This is a genomic window from Pseudomonas sp. AC247 (assembly GCF_979258015.1).
Genome location: NZ_OZ409829.1, coordinates 2,647,564 through 2,666,262, shown reverse-complemented (window position 1 = coordinate 2,666,262; position 18,699 = coordinate 2,647,564). Strand labels below are relative to the sequence as shown.

The 18,699-nt window shown below is 57.5% G+C and carries 20 protein-coding genes and 1 pseudogene; 8 read left to right on the top strand and 13 right to left on the bottom strand.

The annotated features are described in order from the left end of the window. Window positions 1–36 precede the first annotated feature (36 nt). Complete coding sequence (locus ACZZ0B_RS12220; RefSeq protein ID WP_463545314.1) at window positions 37–210, top strand: hypothetical protein; 174 nt, start codon at window positions 37–39, stop codon at window positions 208–210. On the opposite strand, the gene ACZZ0B_RS12215 is transcribed toward ACZZ0B_RS12220, so the two are convergent. Next, window positions 207–1,793 (bottom strand): ABC-F family ATPase, encoded by a 1,587-nt coding sequence (locus tag ACZZ0B_RS12215; protein ID WP_081500496.1) that lies wholly within the window; start codon window positions 1,791–1,793, stop codon window positions 207–209. The genes ACZZ0B_RS12220 and ACZZ0B_RS12215 overlap by 4 nt on opposite strands. A 381-nt stretch (window positions 1,794–2,174) precedes the next feature. Between ACZZ0B_RS12215 and lpxO the strand changes: the two genes are divergently transcribed. Next, window positions 2,175–3,074: a lipid A hydroxylase LpxO gene (gene lpxO / locus ACZZ0B_RS12210; RefSeq protein WP_463545313.1), complete on the top strand. Its 900-nt coding sequence runs from the start codon at window positions 2,175–2,177 to the stop codon at window positions 3,072–3,074. On the opposite strand, the gene ACZZ0B_RS12205 is transcribed toward lpxO, so the two are convergent. Next, window positions 3,067–3,573: a hypothetical protein gene (locus tag ACZZ0B_RS12205; protein WP_463545312.1), complete on the bottom strand. Its 507-nt coding sequence runs from the start codon at window positions 3,571–3,573 to the stop codon at window positions 3,067–3,069. The genes lpxO and ACZZ0B_RS12205 overlap by 8 nt on opposite strands. Window positions 3,574–3,594: 21 nt before the next feature. Next, the gene (ku, locus tag ACZZ0B_RS12200; protein WP_008079127.1) at window positions 3,595–4,449 is read right to left on the bottom strand and encodes a non-homologous end joining protein Ku; all 855 of its coding nucleotides are present in this window, start codon (window positions 4,447–4,449) and stop codon (window positions 3,595–3,597) included. Between the two features lie 190 nt (window positions 4,450–4,639). Here ku and ACZZ0B_RS12195 point away from each other — a divergent pair, with 190 nt between their 5' ends. Together ACZZ0B_RS12195 and ACZZ0B_RS12190 are read left to right on the top strand one after the other, a co-directional pair. Then, window positions 4,640–4,981 (top strand): hypothetical protein, encoded by a 342-nt coding sequence (locus tag ACZZ0B_RS12195; RefSeq protein WP_463545311.1) that lies wholly within the window; start codon window positions 4,640–4,642, stop codon window positions 4,979–4,981. Between the two features lie 52 nt (window positions 4,982–5,033). Then, on the top strand, window positions 5,034–6,179 hold the full coding sequence (locus ACZZ0B_RS12190) for a PQQ-dependent sugar dehydrogenase (protein WP_463545310.1): 1,146 nt from the start codon (window positions 5,034–5,036) through the stop codon (window positions 6,177–6,179). A 114-nt stretch (window positions 6,180–6,293) separates the two neighbouring features. Here the strand turns inward: ACZZ0B_RS12190 and ACZZ0B_RS12185 are convergent, their stop codons facing one another. After that, complete coding sequence (locus tag ACZZ0B_RS12185) at window positions 6,294–7,394, bottom strand: peptidase C39 family protein (protein WP_463545309.1); 1,101 nt, start codon at window positions 7,392–7,394, stop codon at window positions 6,294–6,296. A gap of 92 nt (window positions 7,395–7,486) precedes the next feature. Between ACZZ0B_RS12185 and ACZZ0B_RS12180 the strand changes: the two genes are divergently transcribed. Together ACZZ0B_RS12180 and ACZZ0B_RS12175 are read left to right on the top strand one after the other, a co-directional pair. Then, window positions 7,487–9,061 (top strand): RimK family alpha-L-glutamate ligase, encoded by a 1,575-nt coding sequence (locus ACZZ0B_RS12180; protein WP_008079134.1) that lies wholly within the window; start codon window positions 7,487–7,489, stop codon window positions 9,059–9,061. A 7-nt stretch (window positions 9,062–9,068) separates the two neighbouring features. Continuing rightward, window positions 9,069–9,992 (top strand): magnesium transporter CorA family protein, encoded by a 924-nt coding sequence (locus ACZZ0B_RS12175; RefSeq protein ID WP_463545308.1) that lies wholly within the window; start codon window positions 9,069–9,071, stop codon window positions 9,990–9,992. Window positions 9,993–10,135: 143 nt separating this feature from the next. Here ACZZ0B_RS12175 and ACZZ0B_RS12170 read toward each other — a convergent pair whose 3' ends face one another. Then, entirely contained in the window at window positions 10,136–10,471 is a 336-nt protein-coding gene (locus ACZZ0B_RS12170; RefSeq protein WP_008079139.1) for a DUF2834 domain-containing protein, read from the bottom strand. 340 nt (window positions 10,472–10,811) lie between these two features. Between ACZZ0B_RS12170 and ilvA the strand changes: the two are divergent. Next, window positions 10,812–11,807: pseudogene (gene ilvA, locus ACZZ0B_RS12165) on the top strand (threonine ammonia-lyase, biosynthetic); the annotation flags it as partial. Between the two features lie 30 nt (window positions 11,808–11,837). Here ilvA and ACZZ0B_RS12160 read toward each other — a convergent pair. Continuing rightward, entirely contained in the window at window positions 11,838–12,143 is a 306-nt protein-coding gene (locus ACZZ0B_RS12160) for an NIPSNAP family protein (RefSeq protein WP_008079542.1), read from the bottom strand. A 21-nt stretch (window positions 12,144–12,164) separates the two neighbouring features. Further along, window positions 12,165–12,650, bottom strand: coding sequence for a serine protease inhibitor ecotin (eco, locus tag ACZZ0B_RS12155; RefSeq protein ID WP_008079540.1), 486 nt, complete (start codon window positions 12,648–12,650; stop codon window positions 12,165–12,167). A 368-nt stretch (window positions 12,651–13,018) separates the two neighbouring features. Between eco and ACZZ0B_RS12150 the strand changes: the two genes are divergently transcribed. Further along, window positions 13,019–13,288 carry a DUF1652 domain-containing protein gene (locus ACZZ0B_RS12150; RefSeq protein WP_008079538.1) on the top strand — a complete coding sequence of 90 codons (270 nt, stop codon included), beginning with the start codon at window positions 13,019–13,021 and terminating at the stop codon, window positions 13,286–13,288. Here ACZZ0B_RS12150 and ACZZ0B_RS12145 read toward each other — a convergent pair. The 6 genes from ACZZ0B_RS12145 to ACZZ0B_RS12120 form a co-directional block, all read right to left on the bottom strand. Continuing rightward, window positions 13,285–13,683 carry a hypothetical protein gene (locus ACZZ0B_RS12145; protein ID WP_008079537.1) on the bottom strand — a complete coding sequence of 133 codons (399 nt, stop codon included), beginning with the start codon at window positions 13,681–13,683 and terminating at the stop codon, window positions 13,285–13,287. The two genes, ACZZ0B_RS12150 and ACZZ0B_RS12145, sit on opposite strands and share 4 nt — an antisense overlap. A 90-nt stretch (window positions 13,684–13,773) precedes the next feature. Beyond that, window positions 13,774–14,043 carry a DUF2790 domain-containing protein gene (locus ACZZ0B_RS12140; RefSeq protein WP_463545307.1) on the bottom strand — a complete coding sequence of 90 codons (270 nt, stop codon included), beginning with the start codon at window positions 14,041–14,043 and terminating at the stop codon, window positions 13,774–13,776. Between the two features lie 225 nt (window positions 14,044–14,268). Next, a complete protein-coding gene (locus tag ACZZ0B_RS12135) occupies window positions 14,269–14,817 on the bottom strand; it encodes a hypothetical protein (protein WP_463545306.1) in 549 nt (182 codons plus the stop codon). A 34-nt stretch (window positions 14,818–14,851) separates the two neighbouring features. Continuing rightward, the gene (locus ACZZ0B_RS12130) at window positions 14,852–15,514 is read right to left on the bottom strand and encodes a hypothetical protein (RefSeq protein ID WP_463545305.1); all 663 of its coding nucleotides are present in this window, start codon (window positions 15,512–15,514) and stop codon (window positions 14,852–14,854) included. 68 nt (window positions 15,515–15,582) lie between these two features. Further along, window positions 15,583–16,419, bottom strand: a complete 837-nt coding sequence (locus tag ACZZ0B_RS12125) for a hypothetical protein (RefSeq protein WP_463545304.1) — start codon at window positions 16,417–16,419, stop codon at window positions 15,583–15,585. A gap of 183 nt (window positions 16,420–16,602) precedes the next feature. Continuing rightward, window positions 16,603–18,600 (bottom strand): type VI secretion system Vgr family protein, encoded by a 1,998-nt coding sequence (locus ACZZ0B_RS12120; protein WP_463545303.1) that lies wholly within the window; start codon window positions 18,598–18,600, stop codon window positions 16,603–16,605. Between the last annotated feature and the right edge of the window lie 99 nt (window positions 18,601–18,699).

Genomic DNA, 18,699 nt, shown 5'->3' with positions numbered 1-18,699 from the left:
GACTCGTTCGCGGGCGGCGGTGGGAGAGTTCGCATCATGGCTTGGGTGTTGGATAAAAGAAAGCAGGCTAACGATCAAAAGATCGCAGCCTTCGGCAGCTCCTACATGGGAACTCCTGTAGGAGCTGCCGAAGGCTGCGATCTGTTGATCTTCAAAACCAAAAAGCCCCGTCACATGGACAGGGCTTTTCAGATTGCAGCAGCGTTTTAGAACACGACGCCCTGGCTACGCAGGTAGTCATCGTAGGTGCCGCTGAAGTCAGTCACGCCATCCGGGCTCAGCTCGATGATGCGCGTGGCCAGGGACGATACGAACTCACGGTCGTGGCTGACGAAGATCAGCGTGCCCGGGTAGTTTTCCAGCGCCAGGTTCAGCGCCTCGATCGATTCCATGTCCAAGTGGTTGGTCGGTTCGTCCATGATCAGCACGTTCGGCTTTTGCAGGATCAACTTGCCGAACAGCATGCGACCTTGCTCACCACCGGAAATCACTTTGACCGACTTGAGGATCTCGTCGTTGGAAAACAGCATGCGGCCCAAAGTACCGCGAATCATCTGCTCGCCCTGGGTCCACTGACCCATCCAGTCGAACAGGGTGACATCGTCTTCGAAGTCGTGCGCGTGATCCTGAGCGTAGTAGCCCAGTTCAGCGGCGTCGGTCCACTTGACGCTACCGGCATCCGGGGTCAGTTCGTTGACCAGGGTGCGCAGCAGGGTGGTCTTGCCGATACCGTTCGGGCCGATGATCGCTACGCGCTCGCCGGCTTCAACCTGGAAGCTGAAATCCTTGAACAACGGCTTGCCGTCGAAACCTTTGGCCATCTTTTCAACCATGACAGCCTGACGGTGCAGCTTCTTGTTCTGATCGAAGCGGATGAACGGGCTGACGCGGCTCGAAGGCTTGACCTCGGCCAGCTGAATCTTGTCGATCGCCTTGGCACGCGAAGTGGCCTGCTTGGCTTTCGAGGCGTTGGCCGAGAAGCGGCTGACGAACGATTGCAGTTCGGAAATCTGCGCCTTCTTCTTGGCGTTGTCCGACAGCAGTTGCTCGCGGGACTGGGTCGCCACGGTCATGTACTCGTCGTAGTTGCCCGGGAACAGGCGCAGCTCGCCGTAATCCAGGTCAGCCATGTGCGTGCACACGCTGTTCAGGAAGTGACGGTCGTGAGAGATGATGATCATCAGGCTGTTACGCTGAGTCAGGATGTTTTCCAGCCAGCGAATGGTGTTGATGTCCAGGTGGTTGGTCGGTTCGTCGAGCAACAGCACTTCCGGATCGGAAAACAGTGCCTGCGCCAGCAATACGCGCAGTTTCCAGCCTGGCGAGACTTCGCTCATCGGGCCAAAGTGTTGCTCGATGCCGATACCCAGGCCCAGCAACAGTTCACCGGCACGCGACTCGGCGGTGTAGCCGTCCATCTCGGCGAATTCGGTTTCCAGCTCGGCCACGGCCATGCCGTCTTCTTCAGACATTTCCGGCAGCGAGTAGATGCGATCGCGCTCGGCCTTGACCTTCCACAGCTCTTCGTGGCCCATGATCACGGTATCGATCACGGTGAATTCTTCGTAGGCGAACTGATCCTGGCGCAATTTACCCAGACGTACGTTCGGCTCGAGCATGACCTGGCCGGCGGAAGGGTCGAGGTCGCCACCGAGGATTTTCATGAAGGTCGACTTGCCGCAACCGTTGGCGCCGATCAGGCCATAGCGGTTACCCGCGCCGAATTTGACCGAAACGTTTTCGAAGAGCGGCTTGGCGCCGAACTGCATCGTGATGTTAGCTGTAGAGATCAAGAGTTTTTCCTGCGAAGCATTCTGAGTAGCGAGGGTGCGGCTGGAGCGCTTGGCCCGAGTCAAAGTGCGCTGAAGCGGGGAGGTTCCCGTCATCAACCAAGGGGGGCGCGTAAAGTTTGGCGGCGATTGTACTGGTCTGGCTCTTTAAACGATAGGGCGAAGACGCCGCGGACGCCGATTGGCGCAAACACGGGACAGTTTTTCACAGATGAGGGTTCACTATCGGTTACAAAGTGTGGCTAAAATGCCATGCATATCACCCAGCGCCTTCAACCGCGTGGGCTCAAGGACGTGCCATTTGTATTCAGACCTCTGCATAAGACGCCAGGCCTTGGGCCATCGGGCGCGCAGTTTGCTCACTTCTGACGTGTGACGATTTCCGTGAAACTCATCATTGCTGCTATTTATGTCATTTCCATTGCATACGTTCATCTTCGTGGCCGTGTGCGCCACAAACTCGGCCGGCAATTGAGCGATCACTCGACGTTTCTGGCGCCGATCAACTGCTTTCTGTACCTGTTCTCGAAAAAGCCGAACAAACCTTACCTCGATCCGGCTGACTTTCCTGATTTGAGCCCGTTGCAGGCACATTGGCAGGAGATCCGCGAAGAAGGCCGGAATTTGTTGCGTGCCGGGGAGATCAAACGCTCCAACCAATACGACGATGTCGGTTTCAATTCGTTTTTTAAAACGGGGTGGAAGCGCTTCTACCTGAAGTGGTACGGCGACAGCCATCCGTCGGCGATGAAACTGTGCCCGCGCACCACTGAACTGGTACAAAGCATCGGCTCGATCAAAGCGGCGATGTTCGCCGAATTGCCGCCGGGTTCGAAACTGGTTCGTCACCGTGACCCGTACGCCGGTTCCTATCGGTATCACCTGGGTCTGGAAACGCCGAACGATGAAGGTTGCTACATCAATGTCGACGGTGAGAACTATCACTGGCGCGACGGTGAAGCGGTGATGTTTGACGAGACGTTTATCCATTACGCGGAAAACACCACCGACAAGAATCGGATCATCCTGTTCTGCGACATCGAACGTCCGATGAAGTACCGCTGGGCGGCGGCGTTTAACGCCTGGTTCAGCCGTACCGTGATGTCAGCGGCCGGTGCCCCGAACGATGCCGGGGACCGTACCGGCGGCATTAACCGTTTGTTTACCAAGATCTACAAAATTCGTCTGCGTGGCAAAGAGCTGAAAAAGCGCAATCGCAAGCTGTATTACATGGAAAAGTGGGCGATCTTCGGTAGCTTGCTGGCGATCTTCATTCTTATCTGATTCCTCGACCTGATGCGAAGATCAAGATCAAAAGATCGCAGCGTGCCGCAGCTCCTACAGGATTGCTCAAGGCATCTGTAGGAGCTGACGAGTGAAACGAGGCTGCGATCTTTTGATCTGTTGTTAAGATCAAAATCAAAAGATCGCAGCGTGCCGCAGCTCCTACAGGATTGCTCAAGGCATCTGTAGGAGCTGACGAGTGAAACGAGGCTGCGATCTTTTGATCTGTTGTGAAGATCAGAATCAAAAGATCGCAGCGTGCCGCAGCTCCTACAGGATCGCTCAAGGCATCTGTAGGAGCTGACGAGTGAAACGAGGCTGCGATCTTTTGATCTGTTGTGAAGATCAGAATCAAAAGATCACAGCGTGCCGCAGCTCCTACAGGATCGTTCAAGGCATCTGTAGGAGCTGACGAGTGAAACGAGGCTGCGATCTTTTGATCTGTTGTGAAGATCAGAATCAAAAGATCACAGCGTGCCGCAGCACCTACATTGAACATCACTTTTGCACAGACAAGCTGTCAGCTACCTGACGCTTTCTTCGTTCTCTTGGCCGGAGCCGCCTTGGCCTTTGGCTTCGCCGCCGCTTTCCCACCCAGACTGCGTTTAAGCAGTTCGGTCAAATCGATGACATCAGCCGATTTGCGCTCTTCCTCGCCACCCACTGTTTCGACATCCTCGATCTTGCCTTCATGGGCCTTCTTCTCCACCAGCGCCATGATCTTGTCTTCAAACTCGTCGTTGTAATCTTCGGGTTTCCAGTCGCCGCTCATGTCCTGCACCAGACGTTTGGCCATGTCCAGTTCACCCTTGGCCAACTGTGGCTTGGTCACTTCGGTGCCTAAGTCCAGCTCATCCAGGCCGCGAACTTCCTGCGGCCAGCGCAGCTTCACCAGCACCAGCGCCGACTCGAGCGGCATCAACGCCGCCAGATACTGCCGGGTATGCAGCACCACGCGGGCGAGGGCGACCTTGTTGGTTTTGCTCAATGTTTCACGCAACAGCGCGTAAACCTTGCCGCCGCGCTTGTCGGGCGCCAGGTAATACGGCGTGTCGATGTTTTGCAGGGGGATCTGATCGGCGTCGACAAAGGAAAAGATGTCGATGGTCTGCGTTGAAACAGGGTGTGCCGAGCGAATTTCCTCTTCGCTGAGCACCACATAGCGACCCTTCTCGTACGCCACACCTTTGACGATGTGCTCTTTGGTGACCTCCTTGCCGGTCACCTTGTTCACGCGTTTATAGCCCACCGGGTCCATGCTGCGGCTGTCGAGCCAATCGAAATCCACGCCATGGGACGATGTCGCCGACACCAGTGCGACGGGGATGTGTACCAGTCCGAAACTGATCGCGCCTTTCCAGATTGCCCGAGCCATGGTGGTGTTCTCCGAGTGATGATCGGATGACCCGCCATGGCGCGCGAAAGTTTCCGCTGATTGCGTTGGCTCGCGGCAGCTTGGTCAAGTCGTGTTACATGTTGTTTAACGCCTGTGACTTAACAAATCCGAACCCTGCGCGTAGCGTGGACTCGAAGGCTCTATTCCCCGCGCATCGAGAGGCCGCTCCATGAACCGAATTCTGCTTGTCCTCGCTGTTCTCGCCCTCGGCGCGGGTTGGGCTAACGCGGACGTCATGCAGCCGGCTTCTGCGCAGCTGCTCGCCCAGAGTCCCACAGGTAACAGCAACAACCCCTACAACAGCCCGATTCGGCGGGCCAACCCCAACAGTATGCAAGGCACCCGGCCGAGTACGCCGCCCGTGCGCGGCCCCAATACGGTGCCCATGCCGCGCCAGCCCACCGTCGAGAACCGTGGCATCGGTAATGGCCAACCGATTCGCTCGGTACCCAGTACACCCCCCACCTTTATTCCCAATCCACCTTCACGGAGCAGCGACAGCAACCGATGAACGCCAGGACTGAGGTTCTGCCTGTCTTTGAAACGAACAAAAGGAATCGTGCATGTTGCGTAAAACCCTTCTAGCCAGTCTCTGCGCCGGTGCGCTGATCAGCGTCCCGGCATTCGCCGCCGCCCCCAAAGAGCTGCAAAGCGAGCAGGGCACCCTCGAAGTCACGACGATCACCCAAGGGCTTGAACATCCCTGGTCGCTGGCCTTTCTGCCCGATCGCCAAGGCATGCTGGTGACGGAACGACCGGGCAACCTGCGGGTGGTCGGGGCTGACGGCAAACTGTCGGCGCCCATCAATGGCGTGCCGAAGGTCTGGGCCAAGGGGCAGGGCGGCTTGCTCGATGTGGTGCTGTCGCCGGACTTCAAGCAGGATCGCCTGATTTACCTGTCGTACGCTGAAGGTGGCGGTGCGGGTGACAAGGCCGGCACGGCGGTGGGGCGTGGGCGACTGTCGGATGACCTGACAACACTCAAGGATTTCAAGGTGATCTTCCGTCAGGAACCGAAGTTATCGGTCGGCAATCACTTCGGCTCGCGTCTGGTGTTCGACCGGGACGGCTATCTGTTCATTACCCTGGGTGAAAACAACGACCGCCCGACGGCGCAGGATCTCGACAAACTGCAAGGCAAAATCGTGCGGATCTACCCGGACGGCAAGGTGCCGGACGACAATCCCTTTGTCGGCCAGTCCGGCGTACGCCCGGAAATCTGGGCCTACGGCATTCGCAACCCGCAGGGTGCAGCGCTCAATCCCTGGAACGGCACGCTCTGGGAAAACGAGCACGGCCCGCGGGGTGGCGACGAGGTGAATATCATCGAGCGCGGCAAGAACTACGGCTGGCCACTGGCAACGCACGGCATCAACTATTCGATGCAACCGATTCCGGAAGCGCAGGGCAAAACGGCTGAAGGCACAGTTGCACCGCACCATGTGTGGGAGAAATCACCGGGCGTCTCGGGCATGGCGTTCTATGACAGCGATCGCTTCAAACCGTGGCAACACAACGCGTTTGTCGGCGCATTGGTGACGCAGGAATTGATCCGCTTGCAGTTCGATGGCGACAAAGTGGTGCATGAGGAGCGTTTGCTTGGTGAACTCAAACAGCGGATCCGTGATGTGCGACAGGGGCCGGATGGCTACCTCTATGTGCTGACGGACGAGGCCAAGGGTTCGCTGTACAAAGTCGGCCTGAAATAACCAGCTCCTGTGGCGAGGGGATTTATCCCCGATGGATTGCGCAGCAATCCACGCTTTTAGCAAAAGTAGGCCGCTGCGCGGCTTATCGGGAATAAATCCCCTCGCCACAGGGTGCTAAGCGTCGCGGGAAAACAGTGTGACTGCAGCGCGCAACTTGCCTCGGCCAAAGCGGCACATTTTGTCGAATTCGCCATGGCTGACCGGCAAATGCTGGCAGTCCATCGGCTGTCGGTGCTGGCTGTGATCAACGTCCGGGTCATGCAGATAGACAAAATCCGCATCACAGTCGGTGACCATCACCCAGTGCGGTGATTTGGAGCGTGTCAGCCGATAGCTGCTGATCAACACCAGCGGTTGCCCACCGGCATCCAGCATGGCCGGCAAATCCAGTGGTGCAGCGATCAGCGTCTCGACGTCCGTCTCTCCTAACTGCGCGGTGAACTCCTCGTGTACCAGGCGCATGACGTCTTTTTTATGCGTATCGCGCACACCGTCAAGAAACAATGGCCCGGCCATGCTCAGTTGCAAACTCACCTGAAACCCGCGTCGCCAAGCCGCGAGCGCCAAACCCTGCGGGCTGCATCCGCCATGGCCCGAAGTCATGAACACCGTGGTTGCCTCGCGCCAGATTTGCAGCTCTTCGCGTCGCTCCAGCAAGCGCTCCGGGTGCAGCGCGCCCATGGCCATCAACAGACAGGCCGGGCCACAGGTGAAATCGGTGGTTTGCCGGTAATAGGGCACTTTGATGCTGCGCGAATCACGGTGCTGGAGAATACGTTTCTCCAACCGCAAGGCGTCGGCGTGGTCTTCGTAGTAATCGTGAACCAAAGCGAAGCGCCGGTAGCCATTGCCTTCGTACAACGCAATCGCGGCGGGGTTATCGGTACGCACCTCCAGGCGCAGATAGGCGCAATCGTGCTCCAGCGCGCAGGCCTCGATCCGTTGCAGCAATTGCTTGCCCAGCCCGGTCCCACGCGCGTCAGTGGCAATGGCTATTGAATAGAGCCGCGCCAACGATGTGCCGCGATGAAACAACACCAGCGCATAACCGAGCAACTGGCCGTCATGCTCAGCCACCAGCAATCGCCCGTGGGCACGATTAATCATCCACTGGAAACGGCGACGGGTCAGCCTGTCCGTGGTGAAACATTGCACTTCCAATGCCAGCAGTGCGGGCAAGTCTTCAACTGATGCCGGACGAAAAACAGTACTCATATGACCACCGTAAAAGTTGCGTAACGAAACGAGACTTTCGAAAAACTTCGTGCTTAATAGAAAAGGTCTTGTTCTCCAACGGATCAATCTCTATGTCAGCGGTACAGGGTCATTGGCGCGAAGTATCCGAGCAAAGTTTGCCGGCGGCAACTTATTTAAATCCAGCAGTCAGAGCCTCCAGTCGAGTGCTAATCATTGTCGAGCGCAAGGAAGATTGGGCCTCCTACTTTCCCAGCGAAGACATCATCACTGCTCAGCAATACCTTGAGCAAAGCCGTGACAGCGAGGCGGGCAAGCGCGTGCAGGTGATCAACCTGTGTCGCAGCTACAAGTACCTGGGGCACGGCTATTACTGCTCGCTGCTGGCCGAAGCGCGCGGGCACAAGGTGATTCCGTCCGTGCGCACGATCAGCGAACTGACCAAAAAGTCACTCTACGGCCTGGCGCTGGATGATCTTGATAAAACCCTGGAAAAGGCCCTCAGTCATAATCTTTACAGCGATACCGAGGGCTTCACCCTGACACTTTATTTCGGTCGAACGCATATCGAACCTTTGCAGGATCTGGCCCGACAATTATTTGAAGTGTTTCCCTGTCCGATACTGTTAGTTGAGTTTCGCCGAACTAACGGTTGGCACATCGAAGGCATTAAGTCCGGTGCGCTGCACAAGTTGCGCGACGATCAGGAAGATCAGTTCGCCCACGCGCTCGACGGCTTCAGCCGTAAAGTCTGGCGAGTACCGCGCTCGCCACAAGTGGCGCGGTATGACCTGGCCATTCTTCACGATCCCCAGGAAGCGTTGCCGCCCTCCAACAGCAAAGCGCTGGAAAACTTCATCCGCGTCGGCAAGACCATGGGCATCGATGTCGAGTTGATCGAGCGCAAGGACTATGCGCGGCTCGCCGAGTACGACGGCTTGCTGATTCGCGAAACCACCAGCGTCGACAACCACACCTACCGTTTCGCCAAGAAAGCCGAAAGTGAGGGGCTGGTGGTCATGGACGATCCGACGTCGATTCTGCGTTGTACCAACAAGGTCTATCTGACCGACCTGCTCAACAGCCATCAATTGGGCATGCCCGCCACCGAAATCCTCTACAAGGAGCGACCCGAGGACTTCGAACGGGTCGGTGAGCGCCTGGGGTTTCCCTTGGTACTGAAGATTCCCGACGGCTGTTTCTCGCGCGGGGTGATCAAGGTCGAAAGCCAGCAGGCGCTGCTTGAAGCGACCGCCGAACTGTTTGAACACTCGGTGTTGTTGCTGGCTCAAGAGTTTTTCTACACCGAGTACGACTGGCGCATCGGCGTGCTCAACCGTAAGCCGATCTTCGCCTGCCAATACTTCATGTCCAAGGGACACTGGCAAATCTACAACCACAAAGCCAAGGGGCAAGACGTCAACGGCGAATGCCGCACCCTCGCTGTCCATGAAGCCCCGCGTGCGGTGGTTGAGTTGGCGGTGAAGACGGCCAATCTGATTGGCGACGGCCTCTACGGCGTCGACCTGAAACAGGCCGGCGACAAAGTGGTAGTGATCGAGGTCAACGACAACCCGAACCTCGATGCCGGCATCGAAGACGCCTATTTGCAGGACGATCTGTATTCGCTGGTACTCGAGGAGTTTGTACGGCGCCTGGAGTTGAAACGGCGCGGACAGGCCTGGTGACGCGCCGATGATCAACAGTTTTGCATTGAGCCACGGCGCTTTGCAGCGGGTCGAGCGACTGGATGCCGAGGTGATGCTGTTCAGCAACCCCGACGCCGCCGAGCGCGAGTTGCTGCACAGTCATTTCAAAGTCGATGAACACGCACTGGCTTCGGCGCTGGACCCCGACGAAGTGTCACGTATCGAGTTTCACCCGGATCACTTGTTCCTTATCTGGAAGCGTCCGGAAAATTATTCCGGCGGCGGCAGCCTGGCCTTTGAAGTGTCGTCCTGTGGCTTGCTGTTCGCGCCGGGGCAATTGCTGGTGATTGCGACTGACGACACGCCTTTGCATGGTCTCGGCACCCGCCAATCGTTAAACACGCCGCTGGATGTGTTGCTCGACTTGCTGTTCAACAACATCCATCACTACCTCGGCCACTTGAAGGTGATCAAACTGGTCGCCCGCGAATTGCAGCAGAAATTCAATGCGTCGATGCAGAATCAGCACCTGGTGCAGATGTTCAACCTCAGCGAAAGCCTGATCTATTACATCAACGCGCTGCACAGTAACGGCGCGGTACTGACGCGCCTGCGCAATCACGCCGAGAAGCAGCATTTTGGCGGCGAGGCGCTGGGGCTGATCGACGACCTGATCATCGAAAACAACCAGTGTTACAAGCAGGCGGAAATCTATTCCACGGTGTTTTCCGGGCTGATCGACGCGCGTGGCAACCTGATGAACAACAGCATGAACAATCTGCTGCGCAAGCTGACGTTGATCAACGTGGTGTTTTTGCCGCTGAACCTGATTGCGAGCATTGGCGGTATGTCGGAGTTCAGCATGATGACCGCCGGGACGCCGTGGTGGGTGTCTTATCCGGTGTTTCTGCTGGTGATGATGGTGGGGGCGGGGGGAATGTTGTTTGGGTTGCGGCGGTTGGCCAGGTGATTTGTGCTGTTCCATCCACCGCCATCGCTGGCAAGCCAGCTCCCACAGAAACTCGGGAGGTCACAACACCCGTGGACACCCTGAATCCTTGTGGGAGCTGGCTTGCCAGCGATAGCTATTTCGTAAACTCTGCATGATTTTGATCAGCCCGCTTGCGTTACGTCCACCGTTTTACGCCGCTGCTGAACCCCACGCACCACCAAATACAACAACGGCCCGATCGACACAAAAACCGCCGTCAGCAACAGGTAGGGCAGCACCGACCAGAACGACTGTCCCCGCGATTTGGCATCCTTGACCATCCATATCCCGGCCAAGGTCGCCAGCAGATAAAGATCAATCACCACCTGCGCGGTGTCGGGCCGCGACATCAGACTGATGCCGAAGTCGATCAGCGACTGTTCAGCCTGGAGCATCACCGACACCGTGTAACCGGTAAAAGCGAGGAGCGCTGTGAGGGGCAGGGCGACGGACATCATGCATTCGATCCTTGAACGGCTGAGTGGAGCTGGCAGATTACAAGCGTCTGGCAAAATTGGCCATTGACTTGCCCGCAACGCTCGCGCTAATTTCCAGCACATGAATTCCACCGTACTGCGTTGCCAGCCAAGCATTATTACCGCCATTCCTCATTTGGCGGGCTAGCTCACGACTGCAGCACCCAACCCGCCCTAGAGGCGGGTTTTCATTTTCTGTCTCCAGGTAAAAAAACACCCCCGGTAGGAGCTGCCGCAGGCTGCGATCTTTTGATCTTGCTTTTAAAGATCAAGATCAAAAGATCGCAGCCTGCGGCAGCTCCTACAGGGGGTTATCAAGGAGATGAAGATGACGTATACCGACGATCAGCAAGCCCTGCTTGAGCAATACGTGAAGAAGATTCTTGCCGCGCCCGTTTATGACCTGGCCGTGCGTACGCCGTTGCAGGCTGCGCCGGCACTGTCCGAAGCGTTGGGCAACCGCATCCTGCTCAAGCGCGAAGATCTGCAGCCGACGTTCTCTTTCAAAATCCGTGGCGCCTACAACAAACTGGTGCAATTGAGCGATGCGCAGAAAGCGCGCGGGGTGATCACCGCGTCTGCCGGCAATCACGCGCAAGGCGTGGCGCTGGCGGCGCGCGAGCTCGGAATTGCCGCGACTATCGTCATGCCGAAGTCGACGCCGGAACTGAAAGTGCTTGGCGTGCGAAGTCGTGGCGCCGAAGCGCTGCTGCACGGTGAGAGTTTTCCGTTTGCACTGGCTCATGCACTGCAACTTGCCGAGCAGACCGGGCGCACCTTTGTTTCACCGTTCGATGATCCGCACGTGATCGCCGGGCAAGGCACCGTCGCCATGGAAATCCTCCGCCAGCACCAGGGCGCACTGGACGCGATCTTTATTCCGGTCGGCGGTGGCGGGTTGATCGCGGGCATCGCGGCCTATATCAAATACCTGCGCCCGGACGTGCGGATCATCGGCGTCGAATCCGAACACTCTGCATGCCTGCAAGCCGCCCTGCACGCAGGAGAACGGGTCGTCCTGCCCAATGTCGGCACTTTCGCCGATGGTGTGGCGGTGGCGCAGATCGGTGAGTTCGGCTTTGAGGTTTGCCGGTTTTGTGTCGACGAAGTCATCACCGTCAGCAACGATGAACTGTGCGCAGCGATAAAGAACATCTACGACGACACCCGCTCGATCACCGAGCCCTCCGGCGCCTTGGCCGTGGCCGGGATCAAGCAGTTCGTGGCGCGCACGGGAGTCCGCGAGCAAACTTTCGTCGCCATCGATTCCGGTGCGAACATCAATTTCGACAGTTTGCGGCATGTCGCCGAGCGCGCGGCGGCGTGCAGCGTCCCGGCGTGATGTCGGTCAGGCCAGCAACGGGCGCAGGAATGTGCGCTCGTAGCTGACAATGAACTTCTTCTCGACCAGCGTCGCCACCAGCGCCGTGCTCTCCGGGTCGGTCATGGCGATATGCCGATAGCTTTCGTAATCGGCCAGCGAGGGAAAGCTGAACAGGCAGTAAGCGATGTTGCTGGCGCCTTCCGATGGCAGAAAATAGCCGTGATGGCTGCCGCCCAGGCGCTCGACAATTCCGAGCCAGGCCTTGGCGTAAGCCTCGAATTCGGTCAACTGGTAAGGATCAATGACATATCTGACGTGGCAGGTAATCAACAGCGGCGCTCCTTGTTCTGATTATTCCTGAAGGGCTGTTCCGGTTTTGTCCGAGGCCGACCAGATGCGGTAGCGCACTTCGACATTGGATGGGGCATAGACCACGACCGGCAGTTTGCTGTTGTAGCGCAGCATGAAGCCATCACCGACAACCGGTACGAACGCGCGTTTTTTCTTCGAGCCGGGAGGGCAGGCCATCATCGTGCTCGTCGGACCGATGACATTCTCAAGGCGATAAAACGGGTAACCCCAGCCTTGCAGGCTCTTTTCATCGAGAATCCCGTCCAGTTTCTGGCGGTTGCAATCCACTTCGAGGGTTTTACCCGCGAGGATCTCGACCCGGAAGTTTTCTTCCTGCGCCTGTTTGGGTAAGTGTATGACCTGGCGGGTGAAGCCGGCTTCGGCTTTCGGGTACGGGGCCACGTCTTCAAGTTTGGCGGCGTGGGCGAACGTGGACAGATTTGCGATAACGAGCCCGGTGGTCGCGTAAATGCGTAAAGAACCCATGGAAGCCTCCTGGCGGGTGTAGGGTGATTGACAGGCATTCTTACTGTCACAGGCAGCGAATGCAAACCCGCAACAGATTGCAAAATGCAACGTACCCTCCAGCCATTCCGGCATTTTGCAACTGGCAAAACGCTGGCCATCGCGCCAAGTCATTGATTTTTCGAGGGTCAAAATGAGCCGATGAAAGGCACGTTTTATGCGTCTTTTCAGTGCGGCGCACCGGGTTTGGGCGCCTACACTCCAATGGGCATTTCGCAGTACCACCGTTTGCCGCACCAGGGAAACAGCGGGGACACACCCGTGCAGGAGCAGCAAAAGGTCAGCGTGAATACTTGATTGGCAATCGCACAGTAAGGAGAGGGTTCGCCATGTTTCTGTCTGCCTTGGAACTTCGTAACATCATTGAAAGCAGTTTTCTGCCAAAACGCTGCCAGTGCACCTTGTCGCCCGACTTGTCGATGACCGTCAAAGTGTTTGGCGATCATCAGACCGATCAGGTCGATTTGTTGGTCAGTGGCATCGACGCCAGCCACCTCAATGGCTGTCGTGAAATCAATGAACTGATCGCAGGGCTGCGCTCGGACTTGAAGGAACAAGCTACGCCACACCACTACAGCCCACGCTCCAGAGCCGTTTAACGCACCGTTTCACTCAGTTCGACCGTCACGCGCCGGGCCTGCACGAAACCGAGGCCCAGCGCGAACTCGACCAGCACCGCGAGCAAAATCCCGGGGCCGGCGTGGCCGTTCAGCCATTCTCCGAAACCGAGCACTGCCAAACCAAAACAGCCGACCATAAAACCGTTGCTCAGCGCACTTCGTGTCGATGACGGCGGCGCATTGCGTACCAGGAAAAACATCACCCCCAGCGCCGCGAACAACATGGCGCTGCGCCGCGCGACAAACCCGGCTCCGTCGGAATATTCAATGCTCCAGATCGCCAACAACAGTTCGGGGAAAAAGCCCCAGACCAGCGCGAGCACACAACACAACGAAGCAGTGATCCCAGACAACGTGCGAAACGACAACTGCATGGCGAGTCCTTTGCGGCAGTGAGGAGGACCCCGAGCATAACCTCCGGAGCACGCCAAGCCTACCGCAAACCCGCAAATCAGAGCTTTCCGTCAGTTTTGATAACTGCACGCGTCAGACAATTTCCGATAGCTGATTTCCTCAGGCTTACCGTTGTTGTCGATGTATTTCATGTCTGCGGTAATCACCTTGCAATCCATTGTGGGTGGCTCGGTCAACGACACCACTTTCGCCACGTGCAGCGGCATGCCGTACTGATAAGGCACGGCTTTGGAGGTGGCGGACGTGTCATTGGCCTGGGCCAGCCCGGCGCAGGCTGTGCAGGCGAGGGCGGCGGTGAGCAGGAAGGGACGAATGTTCATCAAAGGACTCCCGAGCAACGGAAAGAAGTTCGGCGTGACGCGGGCCGAACCTGCCGCACTGGGCGTCGGCCAAAACGGTCGAGGGCGTGCGGTTCAGTAGAGTTTTCGACCACGGCGTTAAGCGATGGTTAACCCGGCTGAACGCCGGCTGTCAGGGAATGGGAGTTTTTTTGAGGAGTAGGGCCGATTCTTTGTAAAAACTTCATTTGTATCGAGCGAGAGTGGTTAGAGTTTTAACGTCACCAGCGTTTCATTCTTCACGTGTGAATGAGCGGGAAACTCATCCGTTTCCTGATAGCGGTCACTGGGGCCATAGATCAGGTATTTGTGCGAACTCTCATGACCCACGTTCGCAAAAATCACCTGAGGACCTTGCTCCGTCAGCCAGATCCATCCCGGACGGTTTCTTTCAGCGAATTCGATTCGCCCGATCTTGTGATCGACAACATCCAGATAGAACAGCACCCCTTGCAGGTAATTCGAGGTGAATTCACCCGAGACCAGCAGCACACGCGAACCCTCTTTCAGTGGCACACATCGCGACTGCACGTTACTCCCTCGAGAAGCATCCGCGTCTTCGTACAGGAAACCCGCTGCATCTGGCTGCCGCACCCGGTACACATCAGTACCCGAAAGGGGATGCCCGCGAAGCAGCGAAATCACGCTTAGGCTGTCACCCAACTGACAACTGAGCTGAGTCGTAAACCGAGGTTCAGTGGCCAGGGCGTGAGAGCTCAGGATGGTGACCAACAAGCCCAGGAGGATTTTTCTCACGGGGACATTCTCGAGTGTGTTTCGAGCGGGCTGTTCATGACTGAACCGAAACTGGCACCCGGCTCAAAAACAGCGTCAGACCTTGCTGATAAAGCTCCGCGTCCATCGCATCGCTGTGCCTGGGGATGTGATAGGCCTTGCCCTTGCTGTCCAGTTTGGCGCAGGCAACGGAGTAAAAGTCGGGCGTGACTTTGAGTCGCACGATCTGCGCCCAGGCCAGGCTGGCTTTGGCGCTCTTGCCTTTGGTATTGATCAGGGTGAAACCCTGTTCGTCGAGTTGCAGGCGATAATTTCCCTCAGACGCCTTGAGCTGCGTGCGTAACTTCATTTCGATCAGGCGCTGGCTCGCACGACGAAAAGGCGCACGCGGCTTCGCACGGTTGTCAGCGATGCGTTTGCGCAAAGGGTTTAACAGGCGATCGGAGTAAAACCACCAACTCCCCGTAAAAACCACGGCGAACAGCACCATGGCGATTAAAGTCTGTGCGCTGAGTAAGCGCGCGGGGAAATAGATCGCCAGCAAACCACCGGCCAGCCCCAGGAAAAACAGCAGCGGTGCGAGCAAGCGGTCTTGCAACTGCTGCATATGAACCAACAGCCGCGCCTGCAGCTGATCATCCTTGAGCAGCTCCTGCTCAAGCAGTGCGCCGATCCGCATCCGCGTGTGTTCTGGGGTGATGCTGAACTGCAATTCCATGGTGCTGAATCCGACGTCCGTGTTTGATAGGCGAGAAGCTTATGCGGTTGTGTTTCGCCAGACAGGCGTTACTCGGTGCAGTTTGGATAAACGGAGCACTCGCGGCCGTTGATTTTGAATTTTTTGAACACTGGCGGTTTCTGGCATCTTTCGGAGGTTGCGCTGCCTTGACACGGTTTCCATCCCTGGGTGGTTTTAATCCACCGATTGTCCATGCTCGGTACTTCATCTTCTGATAGGCGGTAAGTAAAACTGATTTCGCTGTTTTTAAGCGTTGAGCGTTGAACGGCTCCGCCCGGTTTACCGCGTTCGTAATAGTCGGCGGGCACGTTCCAATTTGAATCCGCCGCACTGCACGATAATATTTTTGAAATGCCGTCATCTTCGATTCTTGCAACGCTGAGCTGGAACATCCAGGTGCACAGGCCTCTGAACTCAGCGGTTCCAGGCGCAGAAGGGGTCACACCACCCGACGCTGTGCCCCCTCTGACAGATATTCCGCCGACATCCCCACCGATATCCAGGGAAGATGGGCCATAGCGGCCGTCGATGGCCACGGCTACCCGCGTTAACGCCAGGGTGCATCCAGCGATGTGATAGCTCAAAGGGATTTTGAAACGGGTCGTTTGCGCCCTGTCTTTTACATCAACGCTATCGGTTTTTTGATGCCGTCTTGGTTGTGTGCTGCCCAGGCCTGGCACATAAACGTCGCAGTTCTGGCCGGACTCCGGCGAATACTGCGATTTGAACGTCAGTTCGAAGTTGGCAGGTGAATTCGCAATCAAGGTGAACGTGTCGGCCCCGTAGTCGCCGGTCATGCTGTCAGCCGAGCTGCAGGCACCGATCAAAGGGAACGTCAGACACAGTAATGATTTCATCCTGGATGAGCGCGCGAATGTGCGCATTTTTTATTTCCTCGGGAGGCGTTTACCACTGATGGGTGAACGCTTGTCTTGCGGTATGCAAAAGGCCTGGGGAGTCAGCCACGACTCCCCTCTGACGGGTAAACCATTTGCTCTGCCAACGGTTGAGGGCGTGGCCCAAGCTGTGGTCCCCAGCCCGCTTTTGCGACGGGCTTTGCAGATCGGTTAGCGCGCTTTGGCCGGCAGGATTTGCGCGACGGCGGGGACGAGCAGGGCACCGGCCTTGTCTGTTGCCGCGGCCAAGGGGATGACCGGTGGCAGGATGGCAATGCCTGTGCCGGCGCCCGGGCCGCCGCCCGAGTTGACCTTGACCTCGGCGCCGCTGATGGTCACGCCACCGGCATCGACTTTGACAAAACTGCCGCCAGCCTTGGCCGTAAGCTCCATGCCGCCCTCGACCACAACCTTGTCACCCGCGTGGTAGTGAATCTCGGTCCCGGCTTCAACGAATTGCGCAGTCCCGACTTTCACATGCTGGGTCACGCCCACGGTGAGGTGGTCGTCAGCGCGCATTTCACTGATGCGATCCAAGTGCGTAATCCGGTGTTCTTCAACCTTGAATTCGCTCAGGGTGTTGGCTTCGACGGTGTCATGGCGTTCGTTGCCGACGCGGATCTTCTGGTCGTGCTCGATGTTCTCGTCCCAATCGCGCTGGGCGTGGATGTAGATCTGCTCGATGCCTTTCTTGTCTTCGATGCGAAACTCGTTGTAGCCCTTGCCGCCCGGGGAGCTGAGGGTCTTGAAGGTGCTGCGGGTCTTGTTCGCCGGCAGGTCGTAGGGGACGACGTTTTCCTTGTGGTACAGGCAGCCGGTGACCAGCGGTTGATCGGGATCGCCTTCAAGGAAGGTAACGAGGACTTCCATGCCGATGCGCGGGATGGCGATGCCGCCGTAGGCACTGCCGGCCCAACCGCTGGCGACGCGCATCCAGCAGGTGGTCTTGTCGTCGGCCTGGCCGTCGCGGTCCCAGTGGAATTGCACTTTGATGCGGCCGTATTGATCGCAGTGGATTTCTTCGCCGGACGGGCCAGTGACGACGGCGGTCTGGCTACCGAGCACTTTTGGCTTTGGATGCTCAAGGGCCGGGCGGTAGTGCGCGTCCCACGGCGTGGCGAGGAAGCTGTTGCGGTAGCCCTGGTGGAAATCGCTTTTGTTGTCGGTGACGTCGCTGGTGACGTTTTCGCCGAGCACTTGCGGCTGCTTGCCTTCGTGGAAGACTTCCAGCAGCAACCACAGCTCATTCCATTCAGCGCGCGGATGTTCGGCCAGCGTGAGGAAATGGCCGCTGGTGAACGTCGGTTCGTCACCTTTGCCTTCGGCGAGTTTGTAGTCGCTGCGATGGCGTTCCAGCGCACGGGTCGAGAGGAACTTGCCGCGCTCGCGGGTGGTGAAGCGGCCGGGGTAGTCGTAGTCCTCCAGGTCCGGGGAGAACTCGGATTTGGCCGCGCCTTCGGGCAGCAGCTTCGGTTTTTCGAAATCGTAGTCGCGGCGGCTGACGCGGCTGGTGCGGGTTTCCAGGCGCAGGTTGAAGCGCTTGACCACCGGTTTGTCGGCGCTCATTCCGGAGTCTTGCTGGTAACTCACGGCTTTGAGTTTGCGGAACACCGTCTGGTCGTCGCCGAACACCAGTTTGTGGCCGCTGCTGCTGTGCTGGAAGTGGAAGTGGATACCTTCCTCTTCACACAGGCGCTGGATGAAGTGCAGGTCGGATTCGTCGTATTGCACGCAGTATTCGCGTTCCGGGTATTCGGCACTGAGCTGGAAGTTGTAGGCGTCGGCCAGAATGCCGCGATCTTCCAGAACCTGGGCAATGATCTTCGGCACGGTGAGCTGCTGGAAAATCTGCTGATCATGGTTGTGCTGCAGATAGGCCAGTTGCGGCACGAGGCTGATGCTGTAACGGGTCAGGGTCTTGCCGGAATCGCCTTGCTCGATGCGATACACCAAACCGTGGATCTTGCCTTCGCCGGTGGCGCCGAAGGTCAGGAAACCGGGTTTGTGCAGCAGTTCTTCGAGTTTCAGGTCGGGGCGCGCGCTGACCAGTTCGAGGTCGAAACGGAACGGTTCGTTGAGGGCTTCGCGACCGGTGAAGCTGAGGACTTGCAGGTCGGCGTTGGCGCCTTCAAGCGTGAGGGTGATGTGGGTTGCGTTGGCGTCCAGCATGCCTTGAATTCCGTCCATTGAATAAGCAGGGGACGGATGATGGAGGATTAAACCGCCTCGTTCAAGGCGCAAATGCCGTATGCGTGGTCCCTCAAGGTC